The 25590-nt window shown below is 63.5% G+C and carries 21 protein-coding genes; 7 read left to right on the top strand and 14 right to left on the bottom strand.

Translation table 11 applies throughout. The features are described 5' to 3' along the window. Nucleotide 1: 1 nt before the first annotated feature. The gene (locus CKW35_RS18735) at nt 2–1111 is read left to right on the top strand and encodes a methionine ABC transporter ATP-binding protein (protein ID WP_095116593.1); all 1110 of its coding nucleotides are present in this window, start codon (nt 2–4) and stop codon (nt 1109–1111) included. Continuing rightward, complete coding sequence (locus CKW35_RS18730) at nt 1101–1745, top strand: methionine ABC transporter permease (protein WP_023048205.1); 645 nt, start codon at nt 1101–1103, stop codon at nt 1743–1745. Before CKW35_RS18735 ends, CKW35_RS18730 begins: the two co-directional genes overlap by 11 nt. 28 nt (nt 1746–1773) lie before the next feature. Here the strand turns inward: CKW35_RS18730 and dibA are convergent, their stop codons facing one another. Then, nucleotides 1774–3669 (bottom strand): phosphodiesterase DibA, encoded by a 1896-nt coding sequence (gene dibA, locus CKW35_RS18725; RefSeq protein ID WP_016484380.1) that lies wholly within the window; start codon nt 3667–3669, stop codon nt 1774–1776. A gap of 146 nt (nt 3670–3815) precedes the next feature. On the opposite strand from dibA, the gene desA reads away from it, so the two are divergent. Next, nucleotides 3816–5000, top strand: a complete 1185-nt coding sequence (desA, locus tag CKW35_RS18720; protein ID WP_016484379.1) for a delta-9 fatty acid desaturase DesA — start codon at nt 3816–3818, stop codon at nt 4998–5000. 99 nt (nt 5001–5099) lie between these two features. Then, on the top strand, nt 5100–6128 hold the full coding sequence (locus CKW35_RS18715) for a sensor domain-containing diguanylate cyclase (RefSeq protein WP_060518097.1): 1029 nt from the start codon (nt 5100–5102) through the stop codon (nt 6126–6128). 53 nt (nt 6129–6181) lie between these two features. Here the strand turns inward: CKW35_RS18715 and CKW35_RS18710 are convergent, their stop codons facing one another. The 5 genes from CKW35_RS18710 to CKW35_RS18690 all read right to left on the bottom strand — a co-directional run bounded on the left by CKW35_RS18710 (nt 6182) and on the right by CKW35_RS18690 (nt 14851). Beyond that, entirely contained in the window at nt 6182–7441 is a 1260-nt protein-coding gene (locus CKW35_RS18710; protein ID WP_023048203.1) for a response regulator, read from the bottom strand. 138 nt (nt 7442–7579) lie between these two features. Continuing rightward, nucleotides 7580–8857, bottom strand: a complete 1278-nt coding sequence (gabT, locus tag CKW35_RS18705; protein ID WP_016484376.1) for a 4-aminobutyrate--2-oxoglutarate transaminase — start codon at nt 8855–8857, stop codon at nt 7580–7582. A gap of 182 nt (nt 8858–9039) precedes the next feature. After that, nucleotides 9040–10482 (bottom strand): NADP-dependent succinate-semialdehyde dehydrogenase, encoded by a 1443-nt coding sequence (gene gabD / locus CKW35_RS18700; protein ID WP_016484375.1) that lies wholly within the window; start codon nt 10480–10482, stop codon nt 9040–9042. Nucleotides 10483–10820: 338 nt separating this feature from the next. After that, on the bottom strand, nt 10821–12497 hold the full coding sequence (locus CKW35_RS18695) for an aryl-sulfate sulfotransferase (protein ID WP_095116591.1): 1677 nt from the start codon (nt 12495–12497) through the stop codon (nt 10821–10823). Nucleotides 12498–12514: 17 nt separating this feature from the next. Then, nucleotides 12515–14851 carry a TonB-dependent receptor gene (locus tag CKW35_RS18690; protein ID WP_060518099.1) on the bottom strand — a complete coding sequence of 779 codons (2337 nt, stop codon included), beginning with the start codon at nt 14849–14851 and terminating at the stop codon, nt 12515–12517. A gap of 192 nt (nt 14852–15043) precedes the next feature. On the opposite strand from CKW35_RS18690, the gene CKW35_RS18685 reads away from it, so the two are divergent. Further along, nucleotides 15044–15958: a LysR family transcriptional regulator gene (locus CKW35_RS18685; protein ID WP_016484372.1), complete on the top strand. Its 915-nt coding sequence runs from the start codon at nt 15044–15046 to the stop codon at nt 15956–15958. A gap of 64 nt (nt 15959–16022) precedes the next feature. On the opposite strand, the gene CKW35_RS18680 is transcribed toward CKW35_RS18685, so the two are convergent. After that, entirely contained in the window at nt 16023–16928 is a 906-nt protein-coding gene (locus tag CKW35_RS18680) for a TauD/TfdA family dioxygenase (protein WP_016484371.1), read from the bottom strand. 40 nt (nt 16929–16968) lie between these two features. Further along, nucleotides 16969–18006, bottom strand: a complete 1038-nt coding sequence (locus CKW35_RS18675) for an ABC transporter substrate-binding protein (protein ID WP_023048650.1) — start codon at nt 18004–18006, stop codon at nt 16969–16971. Between the two features lie 297 nt (nt 18007–18303). Between CKW35_RS18675 and CKW35_RS18670 the strand changes: the two genes are divergently transcribed. Then, nucleotides 18304–19908 (top strand): ABC transporter permease, encoded by a 1605-nt coding sequence (locus tag CKW35_RS18670; protein ID WP_256583402.1) that lies wholly within the window; start codon nt 18304–18306, stop codon nt 19906–19908. Then, nucleotides 19905–20768, top strand: coding sequence for an ABC transporter ATP-binding protein (locus CKW35_RS18665; protein ID WP_016484368.1), 864 nt, complete (start codon nt 19905–19907; stop codon nt 20766–20768). Before CKW35_RS18670 ends, CKW35_RS18665 begins: the two co-directional genes overlap by 4 nt. A 66-nt stretch (nt 20769–20834) precedes the next feature. On the opposite strand, the gene CKW35_RS18660 is transcribed toward CKW35_RS18665, so the two are convergent. From CKW35_RS18660 to CKW35_RS18635, 6 genes are all read right to left on the bottom strand, one after another. Then, a complete protein-coding gene (locus tag CKW35_RS18660; protein ID WP_095116590.1) occupies nt 20835–21122 on the bottom strand; it encodes a gamma-butyrobetaine hydroxylase-like domain-containing protein in 288 nt (95 codons plus the stop codon). Next, complete coding sequence (locus tag CKW35_RS18655; RefSeq protein WP_016484366.1) at nt 21122–22087, bottom strand: HEAT repeat domain-containing protein; 966 nt, start codon at nt 22085–22087, stop codon at nt 21122–21124. The genes CKW35_RS18660 and CKW35_RS18655 overlap by 1 nt, the downstream gene beginning before the upstream one ends. Beyond that, nucleotides 22084–22935, bottom strand: a complete 852-nt coding sequence (locus tag CKW35_RS18650) for an ABC transporter ATP-binding protein (protein WP_016484365.1) — start codon at nt 22933–22935, stop codon at nt 22084–22086. The genes CKW35_RS18655 and CKW35_RS18650 overlap by 4 nt, the downstream gene beginning before the upstream one ends. Then, a complete protein-coding gene (locus CKW35_RS18645) occupies nt 22935–23717 on the bottom strand; it encodes an ABC transporter permease (protein WP_095116588.1) in 783 nt (260 codons plus the stop codon). The genes CKW35_RS18650 and CKW35_RS18645 overlap by 1 nt, the downstream gene beginning before the upstream one ends. Nucleotides 23718–23732: 15 nt before the next feature. Beyond that, the gene (locus CKW35_RS18640; RefSeq protein WP_095116586.1) at nt 23733–25139 is read right to left on the bottom strand and encodes an ABC transporter substrate-binding protein; all 1407 of its coding nucleotides are present in this window, start codon (nt 25137–25139) and stop codon (nt 23733–23735) included. Nucleotides 25140–25257: 118 nt separating this feature from the next. Further along, complete coding sequence (locus CKW35_RS18635) at nt 25258–25503, bottom strand: ferredoxin family protein (protein WP_095116584.1); 246 nt, start codon at nt 25501–25503, stop codon at nt 25258–25260. Between the last annotated feature and the right edge of the window lie 87 nt (nt 25504–25590).

Here is a 25590-nt window from a genome sequence, read left to right as displayed (position 1 = left end):
CATGCGCCAGGCCCACGCGCTCAGGGCGCCTGCACCACAACCATCGCCGCCACCGGTCAAGGAACAGGCCCTGCGCCCGGAGGTCAATGAAGCCCATGTACGCTTTATCGGCCTGGGCAAGACCTACCCTGGCCAGCCGCAACCGGCCTTGCAAGGCATCGACCTGAACGTCCGCCATGGCGAGATCTTCGGCATCATCGGCCGCAGCGGTGCCGGCAAGTCTTCACTGCTGCGTACCATCAACCGCCTGGAGCAACCCAGCCAGGGCCGGGTGCTGATCGACCAGGTGGACATCGCGCCTTTCGATGAGGACCACCTGGTGGCGCTGCGCAGGCGCATCGGCATGATCTTCCAGCACTTCAACCTGATGTCGGCCAAGACCGTATGGCAAAACGTCGAACTGCCGTTGAAAGTGGCCGGCGTGGCCAAGGCCGAGCGCCAGCGCAAGGTGCGCGCTTTGCTTGAGCTGGTCGGTTTGCAGGAAAAGCACCACGTGTACCCGGCGCAGCTGTCTGGCGGGCAGAAACAGCGCGTCGGCATTGCCCGGGCGCTGGTACACGACCCCGAGATTTTGCTGTGCGACGAAGCTACCTCGGCGCTGGACCCGGAAACCACCGCTTCGATCCTTGAGTTGCTGCGCGACATCAACCAGCGGCTGGGCCTGACCATCGTGCTGATCACCCACGAAATGGCGGTAATCCGCGATATCTGCCACCGGGTGGTCGTGCTGGAGCGCGGCGAAGTGGTCGAGCAGGGCGAAGTCTGGCGGGTGTTCGGTGCCCCACGCCACGAGGTCACCCGCACCCTGCTAGCGCCGTTGCAGGCCAGGTTGCCTGCCGCACTGCAAGCCAGCTTGCGGGCCAGCCCGGTAAGCCGCGACAGCGCTGTAGTGCTGAAACTGACCCTGCTCGGTGAGCCCGAGCTGTCTGCTTTGTTCAACGATCTGGGCGGCCGCGTACGCCTGCTGCAGGGCGGCGTGGAAACCATCGGCGAGCATGCCTTGGGGCAACTGATCCTGTCGGTGCAACATTCGCCGCACGACACCCATCAACTGCTGGAACGTGCCCGCCGCTGGGCCGAGGACGTGGAGGTACTGGGCCATGTGGTTTGATCGCCTGCTGGACGGCTTGCTCGACACCTTGCTGATGGTCGGCGTGTCGTCGCTGATCGCCCTGCTGGTGGGGGTGCCCATGGCGGTGCTGCTGGTCACCAGCGACAAGGGCGGAATCTTCGAGGCACCGTTGCTGAACCGGGTGCTGGGCGCCTTCGTCAACCTGTTCCGCTCGATCCCGTTCCTGATCCTGATGGTCGCGCTGATCCCCTTCACCCGCCTGGTGGTAGGCACCACCTACGGGGTGTGGGCGGCGGTGGTGCCGCTGACCATTGCCGCCACGCCGTTTTTTGCGCGCATTGCCGAGGTCAGCCTGCGCGAAGTCGACCATGGTTTGGTGGAAGCTGCACAGGCCATGGGCTGTCGGCGTTGGCACATCGTCTGGCACGTGCTGTTGCCCGAGGCGCTGCCGGGCATCGTCGGGGGTTTCACCATTACCCTGGTGACCCTGATCAACTCCTCGGCCATGGCCGGTGCGATCGGTGCCGGGGGCTTGGGCGACATTGCCTACCGGTATGGCTACCAGCGCTTTGACAGCCAGATCATGCTGACCGTGATTGCCATGCTGGTGGCGTTGGTGGCGTTGATCCAGCTGGGTGGGGACCGCCTGGCGAAGGGCCTGAACAAGCGATAGACGAGGGCCGCAAAGCGGGCCCTGGGTCTCAATCCCAGCGAAGATCCGCAGCCGGCACCGGCCGCCCGAACCAATACCCCTGCCCCAGCTGACACTGCTCCAGCAGCAGGAAGCTGGCCTGCTCCGCCTGCTCGATGCCCTCGGCATGCACCTGCATGCCCATGCTGCGTGCCAGGGCAATGATTACCCGCACGATCGCGATGTCATCCTCATCCAGAGGCAACCCGGCAACGAAGCCCTGATCAATTTTCAGCTTCTGCACCGGCAAACGCTTGAGCCGCAGCAACGACGAATACCCGGTGCCAAAGTCGTCGATGGCCAGGGTCACGCCCAGCTCGCGCAAACGGTGCAACTGCTCCAGCGCCACTTCCGGGTCTTCCATCACGGCGCTCTCGGTGACTTCCAGCTCCAGCAGCGCCGGCGCCAGGCCGGTGTCGTGCAGCACTTCGGCAACCTGCTGGTACAGCTCGTGCTGGCCAAACAGCCGGCTGGAGATGTTCACCGCCACAAATGCCAACTGCCGGCCTTCGGCCTGCCACTGCACCATTTGCAGGCAGGCCTGGCGCAGCACCCAGGTGTCGATTTCGGCAATCAGCCCGGTGCGCTCGGCAATCGGGATGAACTCGCCCGGCGGCACAAGGCCGCGCTGGGGGTGCTGCCAGCGCACCAGTGTCTCGACCCCGACCTGCCGGCCTGTCGCCAGGTCATGTACCGGCTGGAAGTACACCCGCAGCTCATCCTGCTCCAGGGCCCGGCGTAGCTCACCGGCGGTCTCGACCCGCTGTTGGGCGTGAGCAGTCAGCTCTTCGGTGTACAGCGCATAGCAGGCCCTGCCGTTGCTTTTGGCCTTGTACAACGCCGCGTCGGCATTACGCAGCAACTGCTCGGCGCTCAGGGCGTCGCTGGGGAACAGGCTGATACCGACGCTGGCACTGATGAACAGGCGATTTTCCTCGAACAGGAACGGCTCGCGCATGCGTTCGATAATGCACTGCGCCAGCTTGCCCGCCTGGCCGACCTGCTGGCAGTTCTCGGCCAGCACACCGAACTCGTCGCCACCCAGGCGTGCCAGGGTCACGCCATTGCCCAGCACCTCGCCCAGGCGCTCGCCCACCAGCTTCAGCAACTGATCACCGATGGTGTGGCCCAGGCCGTCGTTGATACTCTGGAAATGGTCCAGGTCCAACAGCAGCAGGGCACAACCGCGCTTGTTGGCCTGAGCGGCCGCCAGGGCCTGCTCGACCCGGTCGGTGAACAGCAGGCGGTTGGGCAGGCCGGTGAGCGGATCGTGGTGGGCCAGGTAGGCCAGTTCCTGCTCCGAATGCTTGATCGCACTGATATCACTGAACACCGCCACGTAATGGCTCAGCTCACCGTCGTCATCGCGGATAGCGCAGATGGTCTGCCATTGCGGATAGATTTCGCCGCTTTTGCGCCGGTTCCAGATTTCGCCGCTCCACTCCCCCTGCTCGGCCAGGGTGGCAAAGATCTGCTGGTAGAACGCCTGGCCGTGGCGGCCCGATTTGAACTTGCTCGGGCGCTGGCCGATCACCTCATCCTGCTGGTACCCGGTGATGCGCATGAAGGCACGATTGACGTGCACAATCAGGCCCTGGCGGTCGGTGACCAGCACACCTTCGAGGGTACTGTCGAACACTGCAGCAGCCATGCGCAGCCGCTCGCGGTCCTCGCAGCGCAAGCGCGCACCAATGCCGATGAAGTTCAGCAGCCGCACCCTCGAAACATAGATCAGCACGGCACTGAACAACACCCACAGCACCACATTGATCTGCCGCCCCACGGCCAGTGCCAGGGGATCGTCAGCCATGCCGTGCAGCATCACCTCGGCCAGCGCCAGCCAGAGGATCGAGAGCACCACATACAGCGCAGCCATGCGCAAGGCGTCGCGAACGGAAACAGACATGTCGGGTGGAAAAGCCCATCAAAAAGGAGTGGGCATTATAAAGGCTGAAACATGTCGTGACCTCCTATCTAAACGGTTGACTGGTTTTATTTCCCCGCCAAGGGATAATCAGCCCTTCCCCCCGCATTTCGAGGGTATTTACATCTATGTGGTATAACGGCCTGCTCGACTTGTCGGCCTGGCAACTGGTCGGCATCACTCTGCTGATGACCCACGTGACCATTGTCAGCGTCACGGTCTACCTGCATCGCTACTCCGCGCACCGGGCCCTGGAGCTCAATGGCGCGCTCAAGCATTTCTTCCGCTTCTGGCTGTGGCTGACCACGGCGCAGAACACCCGTGAATGGACCGCAGTCCACCGCAAGCATCACGCCAAGTGCGAAACCCCCGACGACCCGCACAGCCCGGTGTACAAGGGCCTGGGCACTGTGCTGCGCAAGGGTGCCGAGCTGTACCGTGAAGAGGCGCGCAACCCCGAAACCCTGCGCATCTATGGCAAAAACTGCCCGGATGACTGGATCGAGCGCAACCTCTACTCGCGCTACAAGCTGGGTGGGATCGCGCTGATGGCGGTGATCGACCTGCTGCTGTTCGGTACCGCCGGCATCACCATCTGGGCTGTACAGATGATGTGGATTCCGTTCTGGGCCGCCGGTGTGGTCAACGGCCTGGGCCATGCCCTCGGCTATCGCAACTTCGAATGCCGCGATGCTGCCACCAACCTGGTGCCTTGGGGCATCGTCATCGGGGGCGAAGAGCTGCACAACAACCACCACACCTACCCCAACTCGGCCAAGCTGTCGGTCAAGCGTTGGGAGTTCGACATGGGCTGGGCGTGGATACGCCTGTTCTGCCTGCTGCGCCTGGCCAAGGTGCAGCGCGTGGCGCCAATCGCCCACCGGGTGGCCGGCAAGGCAAGCCTGGACATGGACACCGCCATGGCCATCCTCAACAACCGCTTCCAGATCATGGCCCAGTACCGCAAGCTGGTGATCGGCCCGCTGGTCAAGCAGGAGCTGGCCCGGGTGGACGCTTCGGTGCGCCACCACTTCCGCCGCGCCAAGCGCCTGCTGTCGCGTGAAACCAGCTTGTTGGAAGACCGCCACCATGTGCGTATCGAGTCCATGCTTGCCCATAGCCAGGCGCTGAAGACCATTTACGAAAAGCGCCTGGCCCTGCAGCAGATCTGGGCGCGCACCAGCGCCAACGGCCACGACATGCTGGCTGCCATGAAGGACTGGATACACGAGGCCGAAACCAGCGGCATCCACGCCCTGCGCGACTTCGCAGCACAACTCAAGACCTACTCCCTGCGCCCGACCGGCGCCTGACCGCCGTTGATCGGCACGCCCCATTTCGGTGCGTGCCGTTCGGAACTTAGCCACCTCGACTCCACTCAAATTTGGCACATCGCCCGCGTGGCGGGCCGGATGCTGGCCGCACGCTTTTACGTCGAGACCCGCTTCGTGCACATGGCCAAGAATATTCCAACGACATTGCCCGGCACCCCGCCTCCCGAAGCCGCCAAGACTTTACTTGCGCTCCTGCACGCCCAAGGCGAGGTAGCCCGCCTGAGCGAGCGCGATCAGCTGTTCAGTTCGTTGCTGGACAGCGTCAACGCGGTGCTCTGGGCATTTGACTGGGAAACTCGTCAGGTGCTGTACGTAAGCCCCGCATACGAACGCATCTTCGGCCGCCCGGTCAGCCTGTTGCTGGCCGATTACAACGAATGGCGTGACAGTATCTACCCTGACGACCTCGAGTTCGCCGAGCGCAGCCTGGCCCAAGTGCTGCTCAAGGGCGCTGTGGAAGACCGCGAGTACCGCATCCTGAATGCCGACGGGCAACTGCGCTGGCTGAGCGACAAGTGCTATATCAACCAGCAACACGTGGGCGACCGGGTAATCATTGTCGGTATCGCCGAAGACATCACCGATAAGAAGCAGCTTGAAGGCGAACTGCAGCGCCTGGCCACCACTGACGTGCTGACCCAGAGCAGCAACCGCAGGCACTTCTTCGAATGCGCCCAGCAGGCGTTCGACAGCGCCCGAGAAGACGGTACACCGCTGGCCTTCCTGCTGCTGGACATCGACGACTTCAAACGCATCAACGACAGCTACGGCCACCAGGAGGGTGACCAGGTACTGCAACACATCGCCGACAGCGGCAAGGCCGTGCTACGCCGTGGCGACCTGTTCGGGCGCATTGGCGGCGAGGAGTTTGCGGCCGTGTTCCCCGGTTGCAATACGCAGGTGGCCGAGCAGATTGCCGAACGCTTGCAGCGGCAGATCCAGCGGTTGAGTTTCATCCACGGTGAGCAGACGTACGGGGTGACGGTGAGCCAGGGGCTGACCGGGCTGACCGAAGAAGATGTGGCACTGGACAGCCTGTATGCCCGGGCCGATGCGGCGATGTACCAAGCCAAGCGGCAAGGCAAGAACCAGATCGTCCGCGGCTGACCCATCCTGCGCAGGTAATGGTATGACTGGGGCTGCAAAGCGGCCCCAACATCTCAGCTGGGCGCTTCAGCCTCCGCCACAGGCGGCTCTTCCTGGGGCTTCACCTCCGGGTTATCCACCTTGCGCAGCCGGTTCAGCTCCGGCAGGCCCATCTTCAGCAAGCGCGCGGTCTTGCCACTGGCCACTTTCTCCAGCCCCTGCTCGGCCGGCAGCCGCGACAACTGCCCCGCCAGGTTCATGGCCAGGATCTCCCGCGAATACACGCCGCCGCCCAACTGGTAGATCGCCGCGATCAATTCGCGCAAGGCCAGCGGCAAACGCCAGCGTGTCCGCAGCGCCGAGCCGAACGCTGCTCCGAACTCATCCAACGATTGCTGCACGTTATGTTCGTCTAGCTCGCCCCCGGCCAACCGCCACTCTTGCAGGCAGCGCAACACGGCCAGGTCGCCCAGGCAATGCAGCAACCCCGCGCAATAGCAGCGCCCTTCGTCCAGCTCGAGCATGCGCGCCAATGTACGGCCATATTCGGCCGTATGCAGTGAAAGCTGCCAATACCCGGCCGCGTGCTGCGCCAGCAACGGGTCGCTGAGCCGTGCACTGCGCTTGAGGGTCATGCCCAGAATCAGATTCATGCTCTGGGTGCTGCCAAGCTTGTTCAGGGCCTGCAGCAAGGTTTGCACCGGCGCTTCACGGTGCAACGCAGCGCTGTTGGCAGCCGCGATAAGGACGGCGGTAACCTGAGGGTCGTTACGCACTTCCTCTTCGAGCACCTTCAGGTTCAGGCCCTGAGGGTTGAGCGCCCGCTTGATCGCCACCTGCACGTCGGCCAACAGCGGCCCGCCATCGGCGGTAGCACGGCGCTGCTCAAGGTAGGTGGGCAGGCTGGCACCTGCCTGCAACGCCGGCACCGGGCAGGCGATTTCTTCGCCAACGGCCAGCAGCAGCTCTTCCAGGCGCTTGCGCAGGTTGTCCAGGTTCAGGGGTTTGCTCAGGTAGGCAGTGGGGTGCAGGGGCAACACCTCGCGCACACTGGCGCTGTCGCTGCGGTTGCTCATGAGGATGAACGGCAAGCCGGGCCCTTTGGCGCGCACCTTGCGCAACAGGTCCAGGCCATCGACACCGGCCAGCTCGCGGGCGGCGATAATCAGGTCTGGCTTGCTGGACAGCGCGCTGAGTGCCTGCGCCCCATCGGCGCACACCTGCAGGCGGGCATCGCAGCGCACACTGAGCAGCATCTCGCTGAGCATGTCACGCACCCACGGGTCGCCTTCCACAATCAGTACGCTGGGTGGGGTGGGGTCTGCAGCGTTCATCGCCAACTACTCCTGAATAGCCTGACACACGTTCCGTCGCAGCTTCCAAAGCCAGTCCTCCGACAACCATAGCGCCACATGGCTTTTCAGGGCACAAAAAAAACCCGCCGAAGCGGGTTTTTTCAGAAGCGCGTCACATCAAGCGAGTTCAGCGAAGCACTCTTCGATGATGGCCAGGCCTTTGTCCAGCAGTGCGTCTTCGGCAGTCAGCGGTACCAGGATACGCAGAACGTTGCCGTAGGTGCCGCAGGACAGCAGGATCAGACCCTTGTCGCGTGCCTTGGCAACAACCTGGCCAACAGCAGCAGCGTTCGGGGTGTGAGTGCCTTTCTCGAAGACTTCAACAGCAATCATCGAGCCCAGACCACGGACGTCGCCGATGATCGGGTGCTTCTTCTGGATTTCGCGCAGGCCAGCGGTCAGGCGCTCACCTACAGCCTTGCTGCGGTCCAGCAGTTTTTCTTCTTCGAACACTTCGATCACGGCCAGGGCCGCGGCGCAAGCGATCGGCGAACCGGCGTAGGTGCCGCCCAGGCCGCCCGGGGCGATGGCGTCCATGTACTCGGCCTTACCGCACACACCGGCCAGCGGGAAGCCGCCAGCGATGGATTTGGCGAAGGTGGTCAGGTCAGGCGCAACGCCCATCTGTTCCATGGCGAAGAAGGTACCGGTACGGCCAGCACCCGTCTGAACTTCGTCGGCGATCAGCAGGATGCCGTGCTGGTCGCACAGCGCGCGCAGGCGCTTCATCAGCTCTTTCGGCGCTGGCAGGAAGCCGCCTTCGCCTTGTACCGGCTCGAGGATGATCGCGGCGATGTCACGCGGCTCGGCGTCGTTCTTGAAGATGCGCTCGACCGAAGCAATGGCGTCGTCAACGCTGATACCGTGCAGTTCGCTCGGGAACAGGGCGCGGAAGATGCCGCCTGGCATCAGGCCCATACCAGCGGAGTACGGCACGACCTTGCCGGTCAGGCCCAGCGTCATCATGGTACGGCCGTGGTAGCCGCCGGTGAAGGCGATGACGCCAGCACGGCCAGTGGCAGCACGGGCGATCTTGACGGCGTTTTCAACGGCTTCGGAGCCGGTGGTGACCAGCAGGGTCTTCTTGTCGAAGTCGCCTGGGACCAGCTTGTTGATCTTTTCGCACAGCTCTACGTAGGGTTCGTAGGCCAGCACCTGGAAGCAGGTGTGGCTGACTTTGGTCAGCTGCTCTTGCACGGCTGCAACCACTTTCGGGTGCAGGTGGCCGGTGTTCAGTACTGCGATGCCGCCGGCGAAGTCGATCAGTTCGCGGCCTTCAACGTCGATCACGGTCGAGTTCTTCGCGGTGTCGACGAAGATCGGGTGGATCTGGCCAACGCCACGTGGGACGGCAGCTACACGACGTTGCATCAAGGATTCGTTGGTCTTGCTCATAATGCCCTCATTGCGCCGACAGGAATGGCGCTTTTATTCGGGGGTGGCTGGGAGTGCTCGCGCACAGTATTCGTTGATCGACTGCCGTAAACGCCCTGGCCACCAGGTACTGCGATGTAAAAAAGGCCAGCGAGACGTCGCTCTCGCGCCCCGCTGGCAGAGGTAAAGCCTTTACCGTGCTATCAGACGCTGATGCACAGGTATTTGATTTCGAGGTAGTCCTCGATACCGTATTTGGAACCTTCGCGGCCCAGGCCCGAAGCCTTGATGCCACCAAACGGTGCCACTTCGTTGGAGATCAGGCCGGTGTTGATACCCACCATGCCGTATTCCAGGGCTTCGGCAACACGGAACACACGGCTCATGTCGCGGGCATAGAAGTACGAAGCCAGGCCGAACTCGGTGTCGTTGGACATGGCGATGACTTCGGCTTCGTCTTTGAAGCGGAACAGCGGCGCCAGTGGGCCGAAGGTCTCTTCCTTGGCGACAGCGGCGGTTTTAGGCACGTCGACCAGGATGGTCGGCTCGAAGAAGTTGCCTTCGATCAGCTTGCCACCGGACAGCACCTTGGCGCCTTTGGAGACGGCGTCTTCGATGTGTTCCTGAACCTTGGCGACAGCTTTACCGTCGATCAGCGGGCCCGTGGTGGTGCCGTCTTCCAGGCCGTTACCGATCTTCAGCTTGGCAACTGCAGCGGCCAGCTTCTGGGCGAACGCGTCATAAACGCCGTCCTGCACGTAGATACGGTTGGCGCAGACGCAGGTCTGGCCGTTGTTGCGGTACTTGGAGATGATCGCGCCTTCAACCGCCTTGTCCAGGTCGGCATCGTCGAACACGATGAAGGGGGCGTTGCCACCCAGCTCCAGAGAAACCTTCTTGATGTCCTTGGCGCACTCTTGCATCAGCTGGCGACCGATTTCGGTCGAGCCGGTGAAGGACAGCTTGCGTACCAGGGAGTTGCCGGTCAGTTCGCCGCCAACTTCGCCAGCGCTGCCGGTCACGACGCTCAGCACGCCAGCCGGGATACCGGCACGGTGGGCCAGCTCGACCAGGGCCAGGGCGGAGTAAGGGGTTTGCGAAGCAGGCTTGAGCACCATGGTGCAGCCAGCGGCCAGGGCCGGGCCGGCTTTACGGGTGATCATGGCGGCCGGGAAGTTCCACGGGGTGATGGCCGCGGTAACACCGATTGGCTGCTTGATGACGATCAGGCGCTTGTCTGGCTGGTGGCCCGGGATGGTGTCACCGTAGACGCGCTTGGCCTCTTCGGCGAACCACTCGATGAACGAGGCGGCGTAGGCGATTTCGCCCTTGGCTTCGGCCAGTGGCTTACCTTGTTCGGTGGTCATCAGGCGAGCCAGGTCGTCCTGGTTCTCGATCATCAGTTCGAACCAGCGACGCAGCTTGGCCGAACGCTCTTTGGCGGTCAGTGCACGCCAGGCCGGCAGGGCCTTGTCGGCAGCTTCGATGGCACGGCGGGTTTCCGCGGTACCCATCTTCGGCACGGTGCCGATGACTTCACCGGTGGCCGGGTTGGTCACCTTGATGGTCTGGCCATTGTCCGCATCCAGCCACTCACCATTGATGTAGGCTTGCTGGCGGAACAACTGAGCGTCTTTGAGCTGCATGTCGGCTTCCCGAATTGTTGATTGTTGAAAAGCGCCCAAGGCAGGGCATCGAGCGTTTGAAATCTCAAACGAATGCTAAGCGGCTGCTGGGGTGTTGGACAATAGGCTGTTCGAAAAAAAGAACGAATGGTTGAACAGCCGGGCGGAAATTTCATCATTTGGGTAGTGGCAACCGGCCTCTTCGCGGGCACGCCCGCTCCCACAGGTACTGCACCGAATTGGAGACCGGTGGGGTACCTGTGGGAGCGGGCGTGCCCGCGAAAGGGCCAGTACAGGTTAGACGAACGGGCTGAAGGAAATGTGAAGGGAGGACCGACGGCCCTCCCGAAGGGGATGGATCAGAATGCCTTGGCCAGGTCGATCACCAGAGCCCGGTAGCCAACACTGCCCGGCTGCCGGCTATGCACCTTCAACTCCACCAGCACCTCCTGGGTCCCGCGCCGTACCTCGTTGAGCACGGTGGTGGTCAGTTTCTCGGGGGTCAGGAAGTTCACCGAAGCCGAATAGATGAACTGGGTGTCGGTCTCTGGCCGGTAAGCCACCACCGAGGTCACCGGGCTGTACCACTCGTCGCCACGCTCCTTGCCGTACTCCCACACCTGCTCGACCGTGCCCTTGGCCTCGTCGATACGGTACTCCACCGCCCGGCTGTAGTTGCCGGCAAGCCTGGTTGGCGCAAAGTCGCGCCCCCAGCCGTTATCGAACACCGTCAGCGTGCCTTTGCCGGTCAGCCAGGCGGTGTGCTGGGTCCACGACCAGTCGAAGCTTGCGCTCGCAACCGGCGTCAGCACTTTATCGCGCAGGCGCTCAGGCCAGCCTTGGGGCGAGGCCAGAATCCACTTCACCTGCTTGTCGCGACCAATCTTCACCACGCCCTGATGCCGTGCTGAAACGATGATGCTGTCGTCATCGGCGTCGTAATCGATGGCATTGACGTGTGCCCAGTTGCGCCCGGTACCCACCCCCGGGGTGTCGCCGAAGGGCAAGTCGCCCTCGGCCAGTTCATTCGCCAGACGCTCGCCTTGCTTCTGCACCCCTTCCGGCAACTGGATAGCCGCTTTACCCAACGTTTCCAGCAGGTCGCCACGGTAGGGGTCGAGGATCTGGTTGAGGTCCCAGAAGTCCAGTACGTCCCCGGCCTCACTGACCTCGATGATGTGGTCGCGAATCGAACGTACACGTTTGCCGTCGGGGCGCCGGTAGTCGCTGGTGCCCACCCGCAGCAGGTAGGTGCCGTTGGCGGTTTCGCGGATTTCGTGGGAGAAGTCGGCGAACTTGTCGGGCAGGCTGCGCTGCCAGATGCGCCGACCCAGCAGGTCGTACTTGGAGTAGGTCTGGCCCTGGCCCCAGATGAGCTTGCCGTCGCGGGTCTGCTGGAAGCCCATGGTGCCGCCCAAGCCATCGCGACGGTTGGAGTCGTGGATCTGTTCGATATCCAGGTACCAGCGCACATCGCCATTGCTGTCGGCAATCCAGTTGTTGCCCACCTGGTCCCATTCCGCTGCGCCACCCAGGGCATTCCACTTGAAGGCGCGGCCGCCCGGGATGTCACCCTGCAGGTGGTTGAACAGGTACAGGCGCTTTTCAAAGCCTGGCGCTACCTTGACCGGCTGCACTTCCGGCAACGCGGCGGTCTGCCTGGCCACCACCGGCAGGCGCACGGCCGGGGCGTAGATCTGGTACTGCTCGCGAATGCGCTCGCCGTCGAGCTTGTAGGTCACCTCGACCTGGTTGACGTAGTCCGGGTACAGCCCGAATACCGGGATGCCGCCGTAGGTCCACAACGAACGGTCAGACACGTCATAGACAATGTCCACACCGCGCTCGCCACGCCCCAGTACACGCACATGCGCATCACTCAGGCTGCGCCCGCCGTCGCGGATGATCGCGGTCAGCGGCGCCAGGCGGTACGGGTTCACAACCACATCGCCGAGCAGCGCCTCGTCACGCTCGGGAACCTTGGCGGTCAGGCAGGCGCCTTCAGGCAGTGCAGGGGTTTCGGTCTTGGCATTCATGGCAAAGCTCCTTGTGCTCAGAAGTCGTAACGGGCGGTGGCGCCGAAGGTGCGCGGGGTGCCGAGCACGCCGGCATAGCCACCGTTGGCGGAGTTCCACAGGCTGGTGAAGTAGGTTTTGTCGCCGGCGTTTTTCACCCACAGCGACAGGTCGACCACGCCATCGCCCTGGTCCAGGCGCACACCGGCGGAAAGGTTGACCAGCGCATAGCTGGGGATCTGGCCGAAATCGGAATCATCGATGGTGCCCACGGCCTTCGAGCGGAAGGCATAGCTGGCAGTGACGTAAGGCTCGACATGCTCGGTGGCTTGCCACTTGTACTGGGTGTTGAGGTTGGCGATGTACTTGGAGGCGCCGACCACTTGGTGGCCGGACAGGTCGCAGGTGGCGGTGGCATTGGCCAGGCTCACCTCAGGCGGGCATGGGGCATCCTTGTATTCGGTGTAGCGCACGTCGTTCCACGAGCCGTTGAAGTTGACCGTGAGGCCGCGGATCGGCAGCGCCGTGGCTTCGAACTCCAGGCCGCGCGAGCGCACGCTGCCGGCGTTGGCCAGGTACTGCACGCGGTTGATCTGGTCGTAAACGTTGGCCTGGTAGCCATGCACCTCGGCCCAGAACAGGTTGCTGTTGAGTTGCAGGCGACCGTCGAACAGGGTGCTTTTCAGGCCCAGTTCGGCGTTGTTTACCCGCTCGGTACCCACCAGCAGCGAATCGGTGCCCAGCCGTGGTGCAGCGCCAACAGTAAGGTTGACGCCACCAGACTTCTCACCGTGGGTCAGGGTGGCATAGCCCAGCAGCTGCTCGTTGAAACGGTAGCTCAGGCCCAACAGGCCGGAAGGGCTGAAGCTGTACTGGTTGAGGTCGCCCGAATCGTAGGCCCCTATCCGGGCTTGGCGCGCGGCAGCAGCTGCCCCGGTTACAGCGGCGCCGCCGTCAGGTGCGTCGCGGGTCACCCAGGCGCTCTTTTCTTCATAGGTACCGCGCACGCCGGCGGTGAAGTCCAGGCGGTCGGTGACATGCCAGGTGCCCTGGGCGAACAACGCATAGCTGTCGGTATCGATGTGCCCGTCACCAATGCTGTTGACGTTGTTCAGCGCACCGGCCGGTGTGAGGTTCCAGACATCCGCCTGCGGCCCGTAGTAAGTAAAGGATTTGTTGTCCAGGTCCTGCTTGAAGTAATAGGCACCCAGCACGTAGTCGAAGGCGCCACCCGTAGGCGAAGCCAGGCGGATTTCCTGCGAGTACTGCTTGTCACGTACCGAAACCCCGGCGCTGTAGAACACCGGTACGTCAAGACCATCGTCGTTGCGCGGGGTGAAGTCCCACCAGCGGTAGGCAGTGATCGAAGTCAGGGTGAAATCATTGGGCAAGGTCCAGTTGGCCTCCACCGAAGTGCCGCCCTGGAACACCGTCACCTGCTGGTCGGCGTCGAAATTGACCTTGCGATCCTTGCCCGACACCAGCGTCGCGCCCGCCTGGGCGGCCAGGCTTTCGTAGCGGTTGACGCCATTGATGGTGGGGCCGGTGCTGTACAGGCTGAGGATGCCGTTGTTGGAGTCTTCTTCGTTGTATTCGCCAATCCAGCGCAGGTTGAATGTTTCGCTGGGCTTGAACAGCAATTGTGTGCGGAAGCCTTGGCGCTTGCCGCCGTTGAGGTCGTCACCGTTGTGGATGTTCTTCACATAGCCGTCGTCTTCGGTGCGGTAGGCACTGATGCGCCCGGCCAGGGTCTCGCTGATCGGCCCCGAGAAGCTGCCTTGGGTTTGCAGATAGCCGTCTTCGCCAATCGACTGCTGGATGCTGCCTTCGCGGTGGAAGGTCGGCTTGCGCGTAGTGATGTTGAGCACGCCGGCCGTAGTGTTCTTGCCGAATAGCGTGCCCTGCGGGCCGCGCAGCACTTCCAGTTGCTCCACATCCAGCAGGTCGAATACCGCCATGCCGGGGCGGCCGAGGTAGACGTTGTCCAGGTAGATGCCGACGCTGCCCTCCAGGCCATCACTGGCCGGATTGTTGCCCAGGCCACGGATCGAGATGCTCGACTGACGGGCATGCACGTAGGCGACGTTGGTGCTGGGTACCAGTTGTTGCAAATCCTGCACGCGGTAGATGCGCTGGGTTTCCAGGGTTTCGCTGTCCAGCACGCTGATCGGCGTGGGCACGCTTTGCGCGGTTTCCTCGCGGCGGCGGGCATTGACCGTGACGGTGCCGAGCTTGGCCTCCTGCTCCACCGCCGGGGTGGCGCTGACCGGCTCTTCGGCGAAGCTGCCAGAGGACGCCGCCAGTAGCACGCCGGCGGCCAAGGGTTGCAAGGTGAAACGCGACGCGCGCGCAGGCCAACGAGAAAGTCCGGACATGCAAATGCTCCTTGAGGCGTGGGCCCTGGCGAGCATTTCCGTTGGCGGAACCGAATCGCGGTCAGTCGGGCTTATATTCTTTTAAGTGATATAAATATTTGTAATTCATATTTAGTGGAATAAGTAACACCCTTTATAAGGGGACTCACCCTTGTCAGCAATTGCATTTGACCGAAGGTTTTAATGTAGAAAATGCATATCGATCTGCGTCAGCTGCGCCACTACATCGCCCTTGTCGAGCACCGCAGTTTCGTGGCCGCTGCGGCGGCGGTGAACCTGTCGCAATCGGCCTTCAGCCGCAGTATCCAGACCTTGGAGCACAACATCGGCTGCCGCCTGGTCGACCGCGCCAGCAAGGAACTGGCGCCCACCCGCCAAGGCTTGCTGGTGCTGGAGCATTCGCGGCGGCTGGTGCATGGGGCGCACAATCTGGTCAATGAGATCCACCAGTTCAACGGCGCCACGACCGGGGTGGTGCGCTTTGGCTCCGGCCCTGCGCCAGCCGGTGGCCTGGTGCCGCGGGCGGTGGCGCGCTTCGTGGCCGAGTACCCGGCGGCGCGCACCTGCTTCCAGGTGGACAACTGGCAGGCGCTGAACCGCAAGCTGGTTGCCGAAGAGATCGAGTTCTTTGTCGCCGACACGCGCCAGTTCGAGTCCGACCCGGACTATCAGGTGCACAAGCTGACGCCACAACGCTGGCATTTCTGCTGCCGCGCCGGGCACCCTCTGACCGAGCAGGAGGCCGTGCAGGCACGCGACCTGTTCGACTACCCGATGGCCACTACCTTCCGCCCGCCGAACATCCGCAAGATCCTCAGCGACCTCAGCGGGCGCCAGGACTTCTTGCCAGCGGTGGAGTGCGAGCACGGGTATGCGTTGCTGAATGTGGTGATGCATTCGGACACCATCGGCATTGCCTGCAATGCCAATTTGCGGCCGTATCAACGCGAGGGCGGGCTGGTGCAGTTGAAGCTGGCTGACCTGACACCGGAGCAGGAAGAGGCGTGCCATACCCGCTATGGGGTGGTAAGCCGGGTGGGGTATGGCTTGTCGCCGTTGGCGCAGGGGCTGGTCAGGCAGTTGATTGCCTGTGATACCGAAATGTGAAGGCGTGCGAAGCCAGATGTAGGAGCAGCCTTGTGCTGCTCCTACACAGGGTTCTCTACTGGGCTCAGCCCTTGCGGGTAGTCCGGCTCAATTGGCCATCCACGCCCACCGGCACCTCTCCCGCCAAGGTCACACGCCGTACCACCCGTGGCTGGGTCCCGTAGTCATCCACCGCATAATGCTGCGTCGCGCGGTTATCCCAGATCGCCACATCCCCCGCCTGCCAGCGCCAGCGCACAGTGTTCTCCAGGCGCGTCACATGCCCTTGCAGCACAGCAAACAGGTGCTGCGAATCCGCCAGCGAATAGCCTTTGATGCGTTTCACGAAATGCCCCAGTTGCAGCGCCCGCTCTCCGCTGATCGGGTGTACGCGCACCACCGGGTGTTCGGTTTCGTACACCGTGGAGGTGAACACCTTGCGGTAGCGCTCCAGCTTGGCCGGGTCCACGTCGGGCTTGATGCTGGCGTAGTCGTATTCGTTGCTGTGCACCGCCCACAGCTTGTCGGCCAGTTCGCGCAGCGGCTCGGGCAGCTCCTGATAAGCCGCAGCCGTGTTGGCCCAAACGGTATCGCCACCCGAAGCCGGCGCTACCACGCTACGCAGGATCGAAGCCTTGGGGTAGGCGTCGACGAACGTCACGTCGGTGTGCCAGGAGTTGGCCCGCTGGCCTTCGGCGCCATCGAGTTGCAGCAGGTAGCTGGTGCCATCCACCACCGGCACGGTGGGGTGGGCTACCGGCTCGCCAAGCCGTTTGGCAAAGCCTTCCTGGCTTTGGTCATCCAGGTGGGTCTGATCACGGAAGAAGATCACCTTGTGCTGCACCAGTGCAGCCTGGATGGCCTCGATGGTGGCGGCATCGAGGTCGGCGGACAGCCTGACCCCACGAATTTCCGCGCCGATACGGCCGGCAACCGGGTGAATGTCGAGTTCAAGGGCTTGTGGCGCGGTGGCCAGGGCGGCATTGCTCATGGTCATGGTCCTTGCGGTCATTGTCGGGTTTTTTGAAGGTTCAACGGGCGGCCTGCACGGGCTGTTCCTGTTGCAGCGCCGCATCGAGGAAGCGTGGCTCGACCCAGTCGGCTACCTGGAAGCCACGGCGGATCAGGCGCTCCTTGGCGGCCAGGTCTACGCCCTGCTGCAGCTGGCCTACGAAGTCAGCGTCCAGGCGTGGATCGAAGTAATGGGCAAGGTCTTCCTTGGCCAGGTCATCGCTGAGGATGTTGCGCGGCCAGTTGGCGTTGCTGGCCACCAGATCGATATAGGCCTGGCGGTTGTGTTCATCGCGCAGCCAGGCACTGGCTTGCTGCTGGGCATTGATCAGGCGCTGGACCAGCTCGGGGTATTTACGGATGAAATCGCCGGTGCCCAGCAGCACCGCCTGAGTGCTGCCGGCCCCTTCCAGGTCACGCGAATTGACCGGGAGCTCGACCAGCCCGCGCTCTCGCAAAGACAGCAGGTTCGACAAACCCCAGGTGGCGTCGATCTGTTTGGCGGCCAGCGCAGCATTGGCGGCGTTTAAATCCAGGTTGATCACTTTCAGCTCACGCTCGGAAAGCCCCTGGCTGGCCAGGGCGCTGGCGAACGACAGCTGGTTGGCTGTGCCGCGGAACACCGCCACGCGCTTGCCCTTGAGGTCTTGCAGGGTCTTGATGCCAGAGCCGGGCACCACGCCCAGGTAGCTCTTGACCCCACGCACGCCAGCCGACAGCACGCGGGTGTCCAGGCCATTGGCCTTGCCGACGATCGCGGCCAGGTCGCCCAGATAGGCGAAGTCAGCCTGGCCGTTTGCCAGCGCCTCGTTCACCACGGGCCCGGCGCCCTTGAAGAAGTGCCAGTCGATGCGGATGCCGTCCTTGGCAAATGCCTTCTCCAGTAGCTGCTGGTCACGCAGCACATCGACCACGCCACCGGCGCTGGGCTTGCTGCCGGCACTGAGGTCGGGCACGGCGATGCGAATGCTTTCTGGCTTGGCGGGTTCAGCCGCGTGGGCACCGAGGGTGAAAGCCAGCCCAAGGGCGGTAATCAGGTGGCGCAACGGGGTTTTCATGGCAAGGCTCCTTGGCAGGCTGCCACCGGCGATGGCCGGCGCTTTGGCCAGAAGCTAGGCAGGTCTGGTTAGAACCTACAAAGATCAAAACTTCATCTTTCAGTAACTGGAAGGCATAAATCAGGCGACATGCGGGGCTGCGGGGAGCTTGCGGAAAACGCATGGAAAATATGAGGAAAACGCAACGCAAGAGGGCTTCCGTATGCAGGGAACGCATGCTCTTATCTCTTGAAGATCACTTTATTGTTTTTTTAATTCCATAAGTGAATAACCTAACAACGCTTCGAGAGATGGCCGATGAATGGAGTGCTGAGCAGGAATCGGGGGGGGCCGCTACGCGACCCATTCGCGGCGCAAGGCCGCTCCCACAGGGATCGCATACGCTCTGGGAAACGGGTTCTTCCCTGGTTGTTGCCTGTGATGATTGCACTGCTTTGGGGGGTGGCGAGCCGCCAGCACTGGATGAGCGAGCAGATCCTGCCGGCACCGGCACTGGTGTGGCAAAGCGCACTGGAGTTTGGCTCCGGCGAGCTGTGGGGGCACCTGTGGATAAGCCTGCAACGGCTGTTCTGGGGGTTGGCGGCGGGCATTGCCAGCGGCCTGCTGCTGGGGGTATGGCTGGGTGCTTCGCGCCGGGCGCAGACGCTGGTACTGCCGACGTTCGTGGCGCTTGCCCAGATCCCCACCCTGGCCTGGATTCCGTTGTTCATGTTGTTCTTCGGCATCGGCGAGCTGCTCAAGCTGGTGGTGCTGGTAAAAGCCGTGGTGGTCCCCGTGACCTTGCACACGCTGGTGGGTGTGCGCGATGCCCAGCCAAAACTGCGCGAGGCCGCTGCGGCTCTGCGCCTGCCAAAGCACCTGCTGTTCCTGCGCCTGTTGCTGCCAGCTGCCCTGCCCGCCTTCCTCACGGGCGTGCGCCTGGCCCTGGCTACTGGCTGGACATCGCTGTTGGCGGTCGAGTTGCTGGCCTCCAGCGAAGGGATCGGGTACCTGATGGTTTGGGGGCGACAGCTGTTCATGCTCGACCTGGTGATGCTGTGCATCCTGGTGATCGGCCTGGTCGGCGCCGCGCTGGAGCGCAGCTTCTCAGCGCTGGAAAAGCGCCTGCTGTATTGGCCGCAACCGGCCACTGGCGAGCAGCAGCGCGGGCCTCTGCCGCGCGGCTGGCAAAGCCTGCTGCTGCCACTGGGGATATTGGTGCTATGGCAGGCCAGCAACAGCTTCGGCTGGGTTGACCCGAACATCCTCACCTCGCCATTGGAGGTAGTGCGCACGCTGCTCGTCGGCCTGGCCGATGGGTCGCTGCCGCAAGCCTTGTTGCTGAGCCTGCAACGCACCCTGAGCGGCCTGTTGCTGGGCGGCGCCGCGGGCTTGCTGGCCGGATTGCTGCTGGGGCTCTCCAGCACAGCCGAACGCCTCTTCGGGCCGAGCCTGTCGGCCTTGCGCCAGGTGGCGCTGTTTGCTTGGGTGCCTTTGCTCACTGCGTGGTTCGGGCTGGGTGAAGGGGCCAAGCTGGTGTTCGTTGGCCTGGCCGCCTTCTTCCCGCTGCTGATCGCTACCCAGCGCGGTATCGCCAGCCTGTCGCCACAGCTGGGCGAAGCGGCCCGCACCCTGCGTCTGAACCTGTGGCAGCGCCTGCGCCTGCTGGTGCTGCCCGGCGCGGCACCGGCGATTTTCGCCGGCCTGCGCCTGTCGCTGATCTACGCCTGGCTGGGCACCATCGGCGCGGAATACTTCATGCCGTCGGACGGCGGCATCGCCAGCCTGATGATCGGTGCCCAGCAACTGTTCCGCATGGACCAGGTGATGGCTGCCATGGTCCTGATCGGCCTGGTCGGCGCCCTGCTCGGCACCCTTGGACAACGCCTCGAATCGCGCGCTACGCGCTGGAGAACCGCATGAACGCATTCAACACGGCCCACCTGCAGGCGGCCAACCAGCCCAACAGCACCCCGCCTCTGGTCAGCTTCGAGGGGGTCGGCAAGGTGTTCAGCGTGGACGGCCAGCCGTTCGAAGCTATCCGCAACTTCAACCTGTCGATCAACGAAGGTGAGTTCATTGCCATCGTCGGCGCATCCGGTTGTGGCAAATCCACCTTGCTGCGCTTGCTGGTGGGGCTTGATACCGAATACAGCGGCAGCATCCGTGTCGACGGCCAAGCGGTCAGCGGCATTGGTGGCGAACGCGGCATCGTGTTCCAGGAGCACCGGCTGTTCCCGTGGTTGAACGTGGAACAGAACATTGCCTTGGGGCTGGTCAACGAGTCGCTCACCCAGGGTGAACGCGCCAGGCGGGTGCATGAATTCGTGCAACTGGTGGGACTGGTCGGCTTCGAGTCGGCCTATCCACACCAGCTATCGGGCGGCATGGCGCAGCGCGTGGCGATCGCCCGTGGCCTTGTGGCCAGCCCGCGTATCCTGCTGCTCGACGAGCCGTTCGGCGCCCTGGATGCCCTGACCCGCCAGCAACTGCAAGACGAGCTGCTGGCCATTCGCGAACGAGCAGGTATCACAACTTTGCTGGTGACCCACGATGCCGAGGAGGCAACATACCTGGCTGATCGGGTTGTGGTGCTGGAGCCACGCCCGGGCAGGATCAAATCGGTGGTCGAGATAGACCTGCCACACCCGCGGTTACGTACGGGTGTGGCACTGCATGGGCTGCGCGAGAAGGTGCTGCACCAGATCACCGGGGATGGCGGTTACCTGCCACCGCCGGGGCGACGGGTGGAAGGGCTGCGGCCGGAGCTGATTGCATTGTGAATGACCGGCGACAATTTCAGGGCAGATACAAGGCTGCTCCTATAGGGGATGCGGTAGCCTGAGGGATCAGCCTCCCTTGCTGACTAGGTCACGCAAGTAAGCCCAAGGGTAGATCCCGCGCTCATGCCCATCGCTGAACACCAGCTGCACGCCATATCCCTGCGAGGTAATCCGCTCCACCCGCACATCGTCGCGCACCAGGCTGATCCCCCCCGCCAGCCGCGCCGCACGGCATTGTGAGCAAGGGCAAGCACCGCGCAAACGGGTATGGCTGAGGCTGTGCTCGCCGTCTTCCCATTGCAGCAGCAGCTGCCCTGGCCGGCGCAAGTTGCGAATGGCTTGCGGGGCGTTCATCAGGCAGCCCCGCGCAATTGCGCCAGGGCAATCCGTACAGCCTTGCGCACCTCGGGGTCGCTGTCAGCCTCGGCGGCCTGCAGCACCGGCAAGGCACGCGCCTGGCCCAGCTCGCCCAGCGCCAGCGCTGCCTCCTTGCGCAAGTTGGCAATGCCATGGCCCAGCAATAAGCCAAGCGCGTCCAGTGCAGCGGCATAGCGCAGCCGACCCAGTGAGCGCGCTGCCCGCAGGCGGACCTGCCAGAAGTCGTCGGCAAGGGCATCCACCAGCGCCGGGCCTGCTTGGTCCTGACCGACTTTGCCTAACGTGGTGGCAGCTTCCTCGCGCACTTGCCAGGCCTGGTCAGCCAATGCCGTCACCAGCGCAGGCAACACCGAGTTGTCCCGGGCAAGGCCCAGCGCGCCGATGGCCGCACGGCGCACCTCGGTGTCCGGCTCGGCCTGGGCGAGCCCTGCCAGCGCCAGCAACGCCGGCTGGTGCTTGAGCCAGCCAAGAATGCCCACTGCCTCACGCCGCACGGCCGCATCGTCATCGGCCAGCGCCAGCAGCGCTGGTTCGGCAGCATCCTCCAGGCGCAGCTCGCGCAAGGCTCGCAAGGCACTGGCGCGGACGAAGGCATCGGCGTGCTTGACCCAAGGCAGGATCAGCTGACCGGCTTCAAGGCTCTTGAGTTCGCTGAGGCTCTGCGCTGCTGCCAGCCGTACCGGCTCGGCGACATCGGCCAGCGCAGCGCACAGGGCTTGCACAACTTCGGGTTCTTCCCAGGCCTCAAGCAGGCGCGCGGCCTCGGCACGCACCTCGTCGGCGGCGTCCACCAGCAGGGCATCGGTGAGCCAAGGCAAGCCATCCGGGTCTTCCAGGTCGGCCAGCTCGATCAGGGCGATGCGGCGCACGCCAGCGTCGGTGGCATCAAGGCGAGGCAACAGAGCAAGGATGTCGGGGTTGTCGGTCGTTCGGTCAGTCATAGCGCGATCCGTAGCGGTGGGTGGTCGGTGGCCGGCAGGCCCAACGGGGTCAGGCGCGGCAGTTCGCGGCCTTCCTCGTGGCGCAGCAACGCCAGGCAGTGACGCTTGAGGTGGGTGAATTCAGGGGTGGTCAGCAGGCGGGTGCGGCGTGGCCGCGCAAAGTCCAGGCGCATGTCTTCGATAAAGCGACCGGGGCGCGGGCTCATCACCAGAATACGGTCGGCCAGGAACAGCGCTTCGTCGATATCGTGGGTGACGAACACCACGGTGGTACGGATGCTTGCCCAGATATCCAGCAACAGCTCCTGCATGCGTGCACGGGTTTGCGCATCCAGGGCGCCGAAGGGTTCATCCATCAGCAATAGCCCCGGGCGGTTGATCAGCACCCGGGCAATTTCGGCCCGTTGCTGCATACCGCCTGACAGCTGGCTGGGCCAGCGCCCGGCAAAGTCGGCCAGCCCTACCAGTTGCAACATTTCGCGTGCTTGCCGGTGACGTTCGGCCCGGCCCAGGCCCTGCATCTTCAGGCCGAAGGCCACGTTGTCGAGCACGCTTCGCCAAGGCAGCAAGGTGTGATGCTGGAATACCATGCCACGCTGCGGCGACGGGCCGGAAACGGGCTGGCCGTCCACCTTCAACTGGCCGCTGCTGGGCACCAGGTGCCCGGCCAAGGCGCCGAGCAACGTCGACTTGCCACAACCAGAGGGGCCGAGGATGCAGACAAACTCGCCAGGCTCTACGGCAAAGTCCAAGCGCTGCACCGCCTCGAACGCGTCGCTGCCGTGCCCCAGGTGTATCGACAGGCCATGCCCTTCGATACGCCCTGGCGCAAGTTGAAAGCTGTTCATCACCCGGCCCTCCGCGTGCGGTACCAGGGCGTGGCCAGCTCGCCGATGCGCTTGACCAGGGCACTGCTACCCATGCCCAGCACGCCGATCAGCAGCATGCCGACGATGATGTCCGGGTAGTTTTGCAAGGTGTAGGACTCCCAGGTGTAGTAGCCGATGCCGAACTGCCCGGAAATCATCTCAGCAGTGACCAGACAGAACCATGAAGTCCCCATGCCGATGGCCAGGCCTGTGACGATACTGGGCAACGCCCCAGGCAATACCACTTCGCGCAGGATCGCCCAGCGCCCGGCACCGAGGCTGCGCGCCGATGCCACCAGCCGCGGGTCGACTGCCTCCACGCCGTGCACGGTATTGAGCAGGATGGGGAACAACGCGCCGGTGAACGTGATGAACACCATCGACAGTTCCGACGACGGGAACATCAGGATCGCCAGCGGAATCCACGCCACCGCCGGAATCGGCCGCAGCACTTCCAGCGGCGGCAGCAGGGTGTCTTCAGCCCATTTCGAGCGGCCGATCAGCAACCCCAGGGCCACGCCAGTCAGCGCCGCAGTGACATAACCGGCAAATACCCGCGACAGGCTGCTGCCCAGGTGCGCCAGCAGCGTGCTGGAGGTCAGCAATTGCCAGGCAGCTTCCAGCACCGCCTTGGGTGTGGGGACATAGGTGAACGTCAGCAGACCGAGGTCCAGCTTCACGCTTGCCGCCAGTTGCCAGAACAGCAGGCAGGCCAGCAGCGAAGCCAGGCGCAGCGGCCAGCGCTTGAGGTTGCGGGTCATGTCGGTGGCTCCCGGTCAGCGCTGGGCGACCAGCTTCTGGTTGGCACTGACGAAGTCCAGCGCCTCGCCACCATGGGCCTTGGCGTACTGCTCGGCTTGGTCCTTGAGCAGGAACGCCGCCAGTTCGCCGTTGCCGTTGCGCACGAACCAGGCCTGGTTGGCCAGCAACTTGATCCCGCTGTCGGCGGCCTGGGCGTAGATGGCGCGGATGTCCTTGCCTTCCTGCTCCAGTTGGGCCAGGGCGCCAAGGGCCGCTTCTGGCGAAGCGTAGTGGCGTACCTTGTCTTCACCACGCACCCAGACCTGTGCCAGGCGGCTGAAATCGGTGATCGGCTTGCCGGTCAGCGCATCATTGGCTTTGAGCGGTAACGGGTCGTAGTTCTTCAGCGCCTTGTCGTAATCCAGCCCAGCTTCCTTGAAGGCCCCGCGGATGTACTGGTCGTCGATGAACTTGTCGGTGTCCAGACCACGGTCGGTCTTTTTCAGCAGTTTGAGCGTATCGATGGACGTTGCGACTGCCTGGCGATATTCAGGCTTCCAGGTCAGGTCGCGGGTCTGCAGGCCGAGCGGGCCATGGAACAGGTAATTGACCTCGGCTTCGATCCCCGTGACCTTCTCGATCAATTCGCTGTACTTTTCAGGCTCCGCAGCGATCAGGCGGTCGGCTTCAAGGCTGGCGCGCAGGTAGGCGGTGACCACTTCCGGGTACTTCTTCGCATAGTCGGCATCGACCAGGGCACCATGGAACGTCGGTGCGTTGGCCTGGGCGCCGTCATAGATCTTGCGGGCAAAACCGCGGTTGGGGAACAGCTCGGCGAACGGCACAAAGTCGGCGTGGGCCTCGATGCGGTTGCTGCGCAGGGCGGAGCCGGCGATCTCCGGCGCCTGGGCGATGATCCGCACATCCTTCTGCGGGTCCCAACCCTGGGCTGCGACGGCGCGCAACAGCATGCCGTGGGCAGTGGAAGCAAACGGCACCGAAATGGTCTTGCCCTTGAGCTCCGCCAGCGACTGCACGCTGGACGCGGCGGGCACGACGATGCCGTTGCCGCTGCCATGCACGCTGCCTGACAGCACACTGATGAACAGGCTGCGCTTGCCGGCATCCAGGTGTGCAACGCCGTTGAACGACCCCGGGAAGTCGGCCATGGCGCCGAAGTCGAGTTTGCCGGCGACCATTTCGTTGGTCAGCGGCGCACCGCTGGTGAAGTTCTTCCATTCGATCTGGTAGGTCGCATCCTTATACTTGCCGTCGTGCGGCAGGTACTTGTCCAGCAGGCCCAGCTCACGTATCAGCAGGCCGCCGGTGGCGCAGTTGATGGTGGTGTCCTGGGTGCCGATCGCGATGCGGATGGTTTCGGCGCTGGCGTTCAGGCCAGTGAGCGCCAGCGCGAGGCCGGCCACGGTTGCTGCAAGGCGCATGGGTATTTCCCCTCGAATCGTTATAAGAGTTGGCGTCGTCTCCGCCCCCGGCTTGGGTGGTGGGAAACGAGGGGCACAGCAGGAGGGCGTCCGGGGGTTGACCGGATGGCAGGATGAATCAGCGGAGCAGGTACGGAATGTCGACCTTCACCGCGCCAGTGGGGCAATCCTTCTCGCAGGGCATGCAGTACCAGCATTCATCGAAGGCCATGTAGGCCTTTTGCGTGGCTGGGTTGATCGCCAGCAGGTCCATGGGGCAAACCTCGACGCACACGGTGCAGCCTTTTTCGGCGATGCATTTGTCTTCGTCGATGGTGACCGGGGCGCTGCTGCGAAAGAAGATTTCATGCGGCTGGTAGGCCATTTCACGGAGTCCTTGGGGCCTGTGGCCCTCGTTCTGTTTTTTGCAGAGGCTGATGGCCTCATCGCCGGCAAGCCAGCTCCCACAGGA

Origin of the sequence: Pseudomonas sp. Irchel 3F3 (assembly GCF_900187545.1) — a bacterium.
Taxonomy (GTDB): domain Bacteria; phylum Pseudomonadota; class Gammaproteobacteria; order Pseudomonadales; family Pseudomonadaceae; genus Aquipseudomonas; species Aquipseudomonas fortuita.
The sequence above is the reverse complement of the archived record's forward strand: the minus strand, read 5'-3'. Positions and strand labels throughout refer to the sequence as shown.

Bases quoted from the DNA above. Each gene is read 5' to 3' on its own strand.
- CKW35_RS18735 (WP_095116593.1), top strand. From the start codon at position 2: ATGCGCCAGGCCCACGCGCTCAGGGCGCCTGCACCACAACCATCGCCG.
- CKW35_RS18730 (WP_023048205.1), top strand. From the start codon at position 1,101: ATGTGGTTTGATCGCCTGCTGGACGGCTTGCTCGACACCTTGCTGATG.
- dibA (WP_016484380.1), bottom strand. From the start codon at position 3,669: ATGTCTGTTTCCGTTCGCGACGCCTTGCGCATGGCTGCGCTGTATGTG.
- desA (WP_016484379.1), top strand. From the start codon at position 3,816: ATGTGGTATAACGGCCTGCTCGACTTGTCGGCCTGGCAACTGGTCGGC.
- CKW35_RS18715 (WP_060518097.1), top strand. From the start codon at position 5,100: ATGCTGGCCGCACGCTTTTACGTCGAGACCCGCTTCGTGCACATGGCC.
- CKW35_RS18710 (WP_023048203.1), bottom strand. From the start codon at position 7,441: ATGAACGCTGCAGACCCCACCCCACCCAGCGTACTGATTGTGGAAGGC.
- gabT (WP_016484376.1), bottom strand. From the start codon at position 8,857: ATGAGCAAGACCAACGAATCCTTGATGCAACGTCGTGTAGCTGCCGTC.
- gabD (WP_016484375.1), bottom strand. From the start codon at position 10,482: ATGCAGCTCAAAGACGCTCAGTTGTTCCGCCAGCAAGCCTACATCAAT.
- CKW35_RS18695 (WP_095116591.1), bottom strand. From the start codon at position 12,497: ATGAATGCCAAGACCGAAACCCCTGCACTGCCTGAAGGCGCCTGCCTG.
- CKW35_RS18690 (WP_060518099.1), bottom strand. From the start codon at position 14,851: ATGTCCGGACTTTCTCGTTGGCCTGCGCGCGCGTCGCGTTTCACCTTG.
- CKW35_RS18685 (WP_016484372.1), top strand. From the start codon at position 15,044: ATGCATATCGATCTGCGTCAGCTGCGCCACTACATCGCCCTTGTCGAG.
- CKW35_RS18680 (WP_016484371.1), bottom strand. From the start codon at position 16,928: ATGAGCAATGCCGCCCTGGCCACCGCGCCACAAGCCCTTGAACTCGAC.
- CKW35_RS18675 (WP_023048650.1), bottom strand. From the start codon at position 18,006: ATGAAAACCCCGTTGCGCCACCTGATTACCGCCCTTGGGCTGGCTTTC.
- CKW35_RS18670 (WP_256583402.1), top strand. From the start codon at position 18,304: ATGAATGGAGTGCTGAGCAGGAATCGGGGGGGGCCGCTACGCGACCCA.
- CKW35_RS18665 (WP_016484368.1), top strand. From the start codon at position 19,905: ATGAACGCATTCAACACGGCCCACCTGCAGGCGGCCAACCAGCCCAAC.
- CKW35_RS18660 (WP_095116590.1), bottom strand. From the start codon at position 21,122: ATGAACGCCCCGCAAGCCATTCGCAACTTGCGCCGGCCAGGGCAGCTG.
- CKW35_RS18655 (WP_016484366.1), bottom strand. From the start codon at position 22,087: ATGACTGACCGAACGACCGACAACCCCGACATCCTTGCTCTGTTGCCT.
- CKW35_RS18650 (WP_016484365.1), bottom strand. From the start codon at position 22,935: ATGAACAGCTTTCAACTTGCGCCAGGGCGTATCGAAGGGCATGGCCTG.
- CKW35_RS18645 (WP_095116588.1), bottom strand. From the start codon at position 23,717: ATGACCCGCAACCTCAAGCGCTGGCCGCTGCGCCTGGCTTCGCTGCTG.
- CKW35_RS18640 (WP_095116586.1), bottom strand. From the start codon at position 25,139: ATGCGCCTTGCAGCAACCGTGGCCGGCCTCGCGCTGGCGCTCACTGGC.
- CKW35_RS18635 (WP_095116584.1), bottom strand. From the start codon at position 25,503: ATGGCCTACCAGCCGCATGAAATCTTCTTTCGCAGCAGCGCCCCGGTC.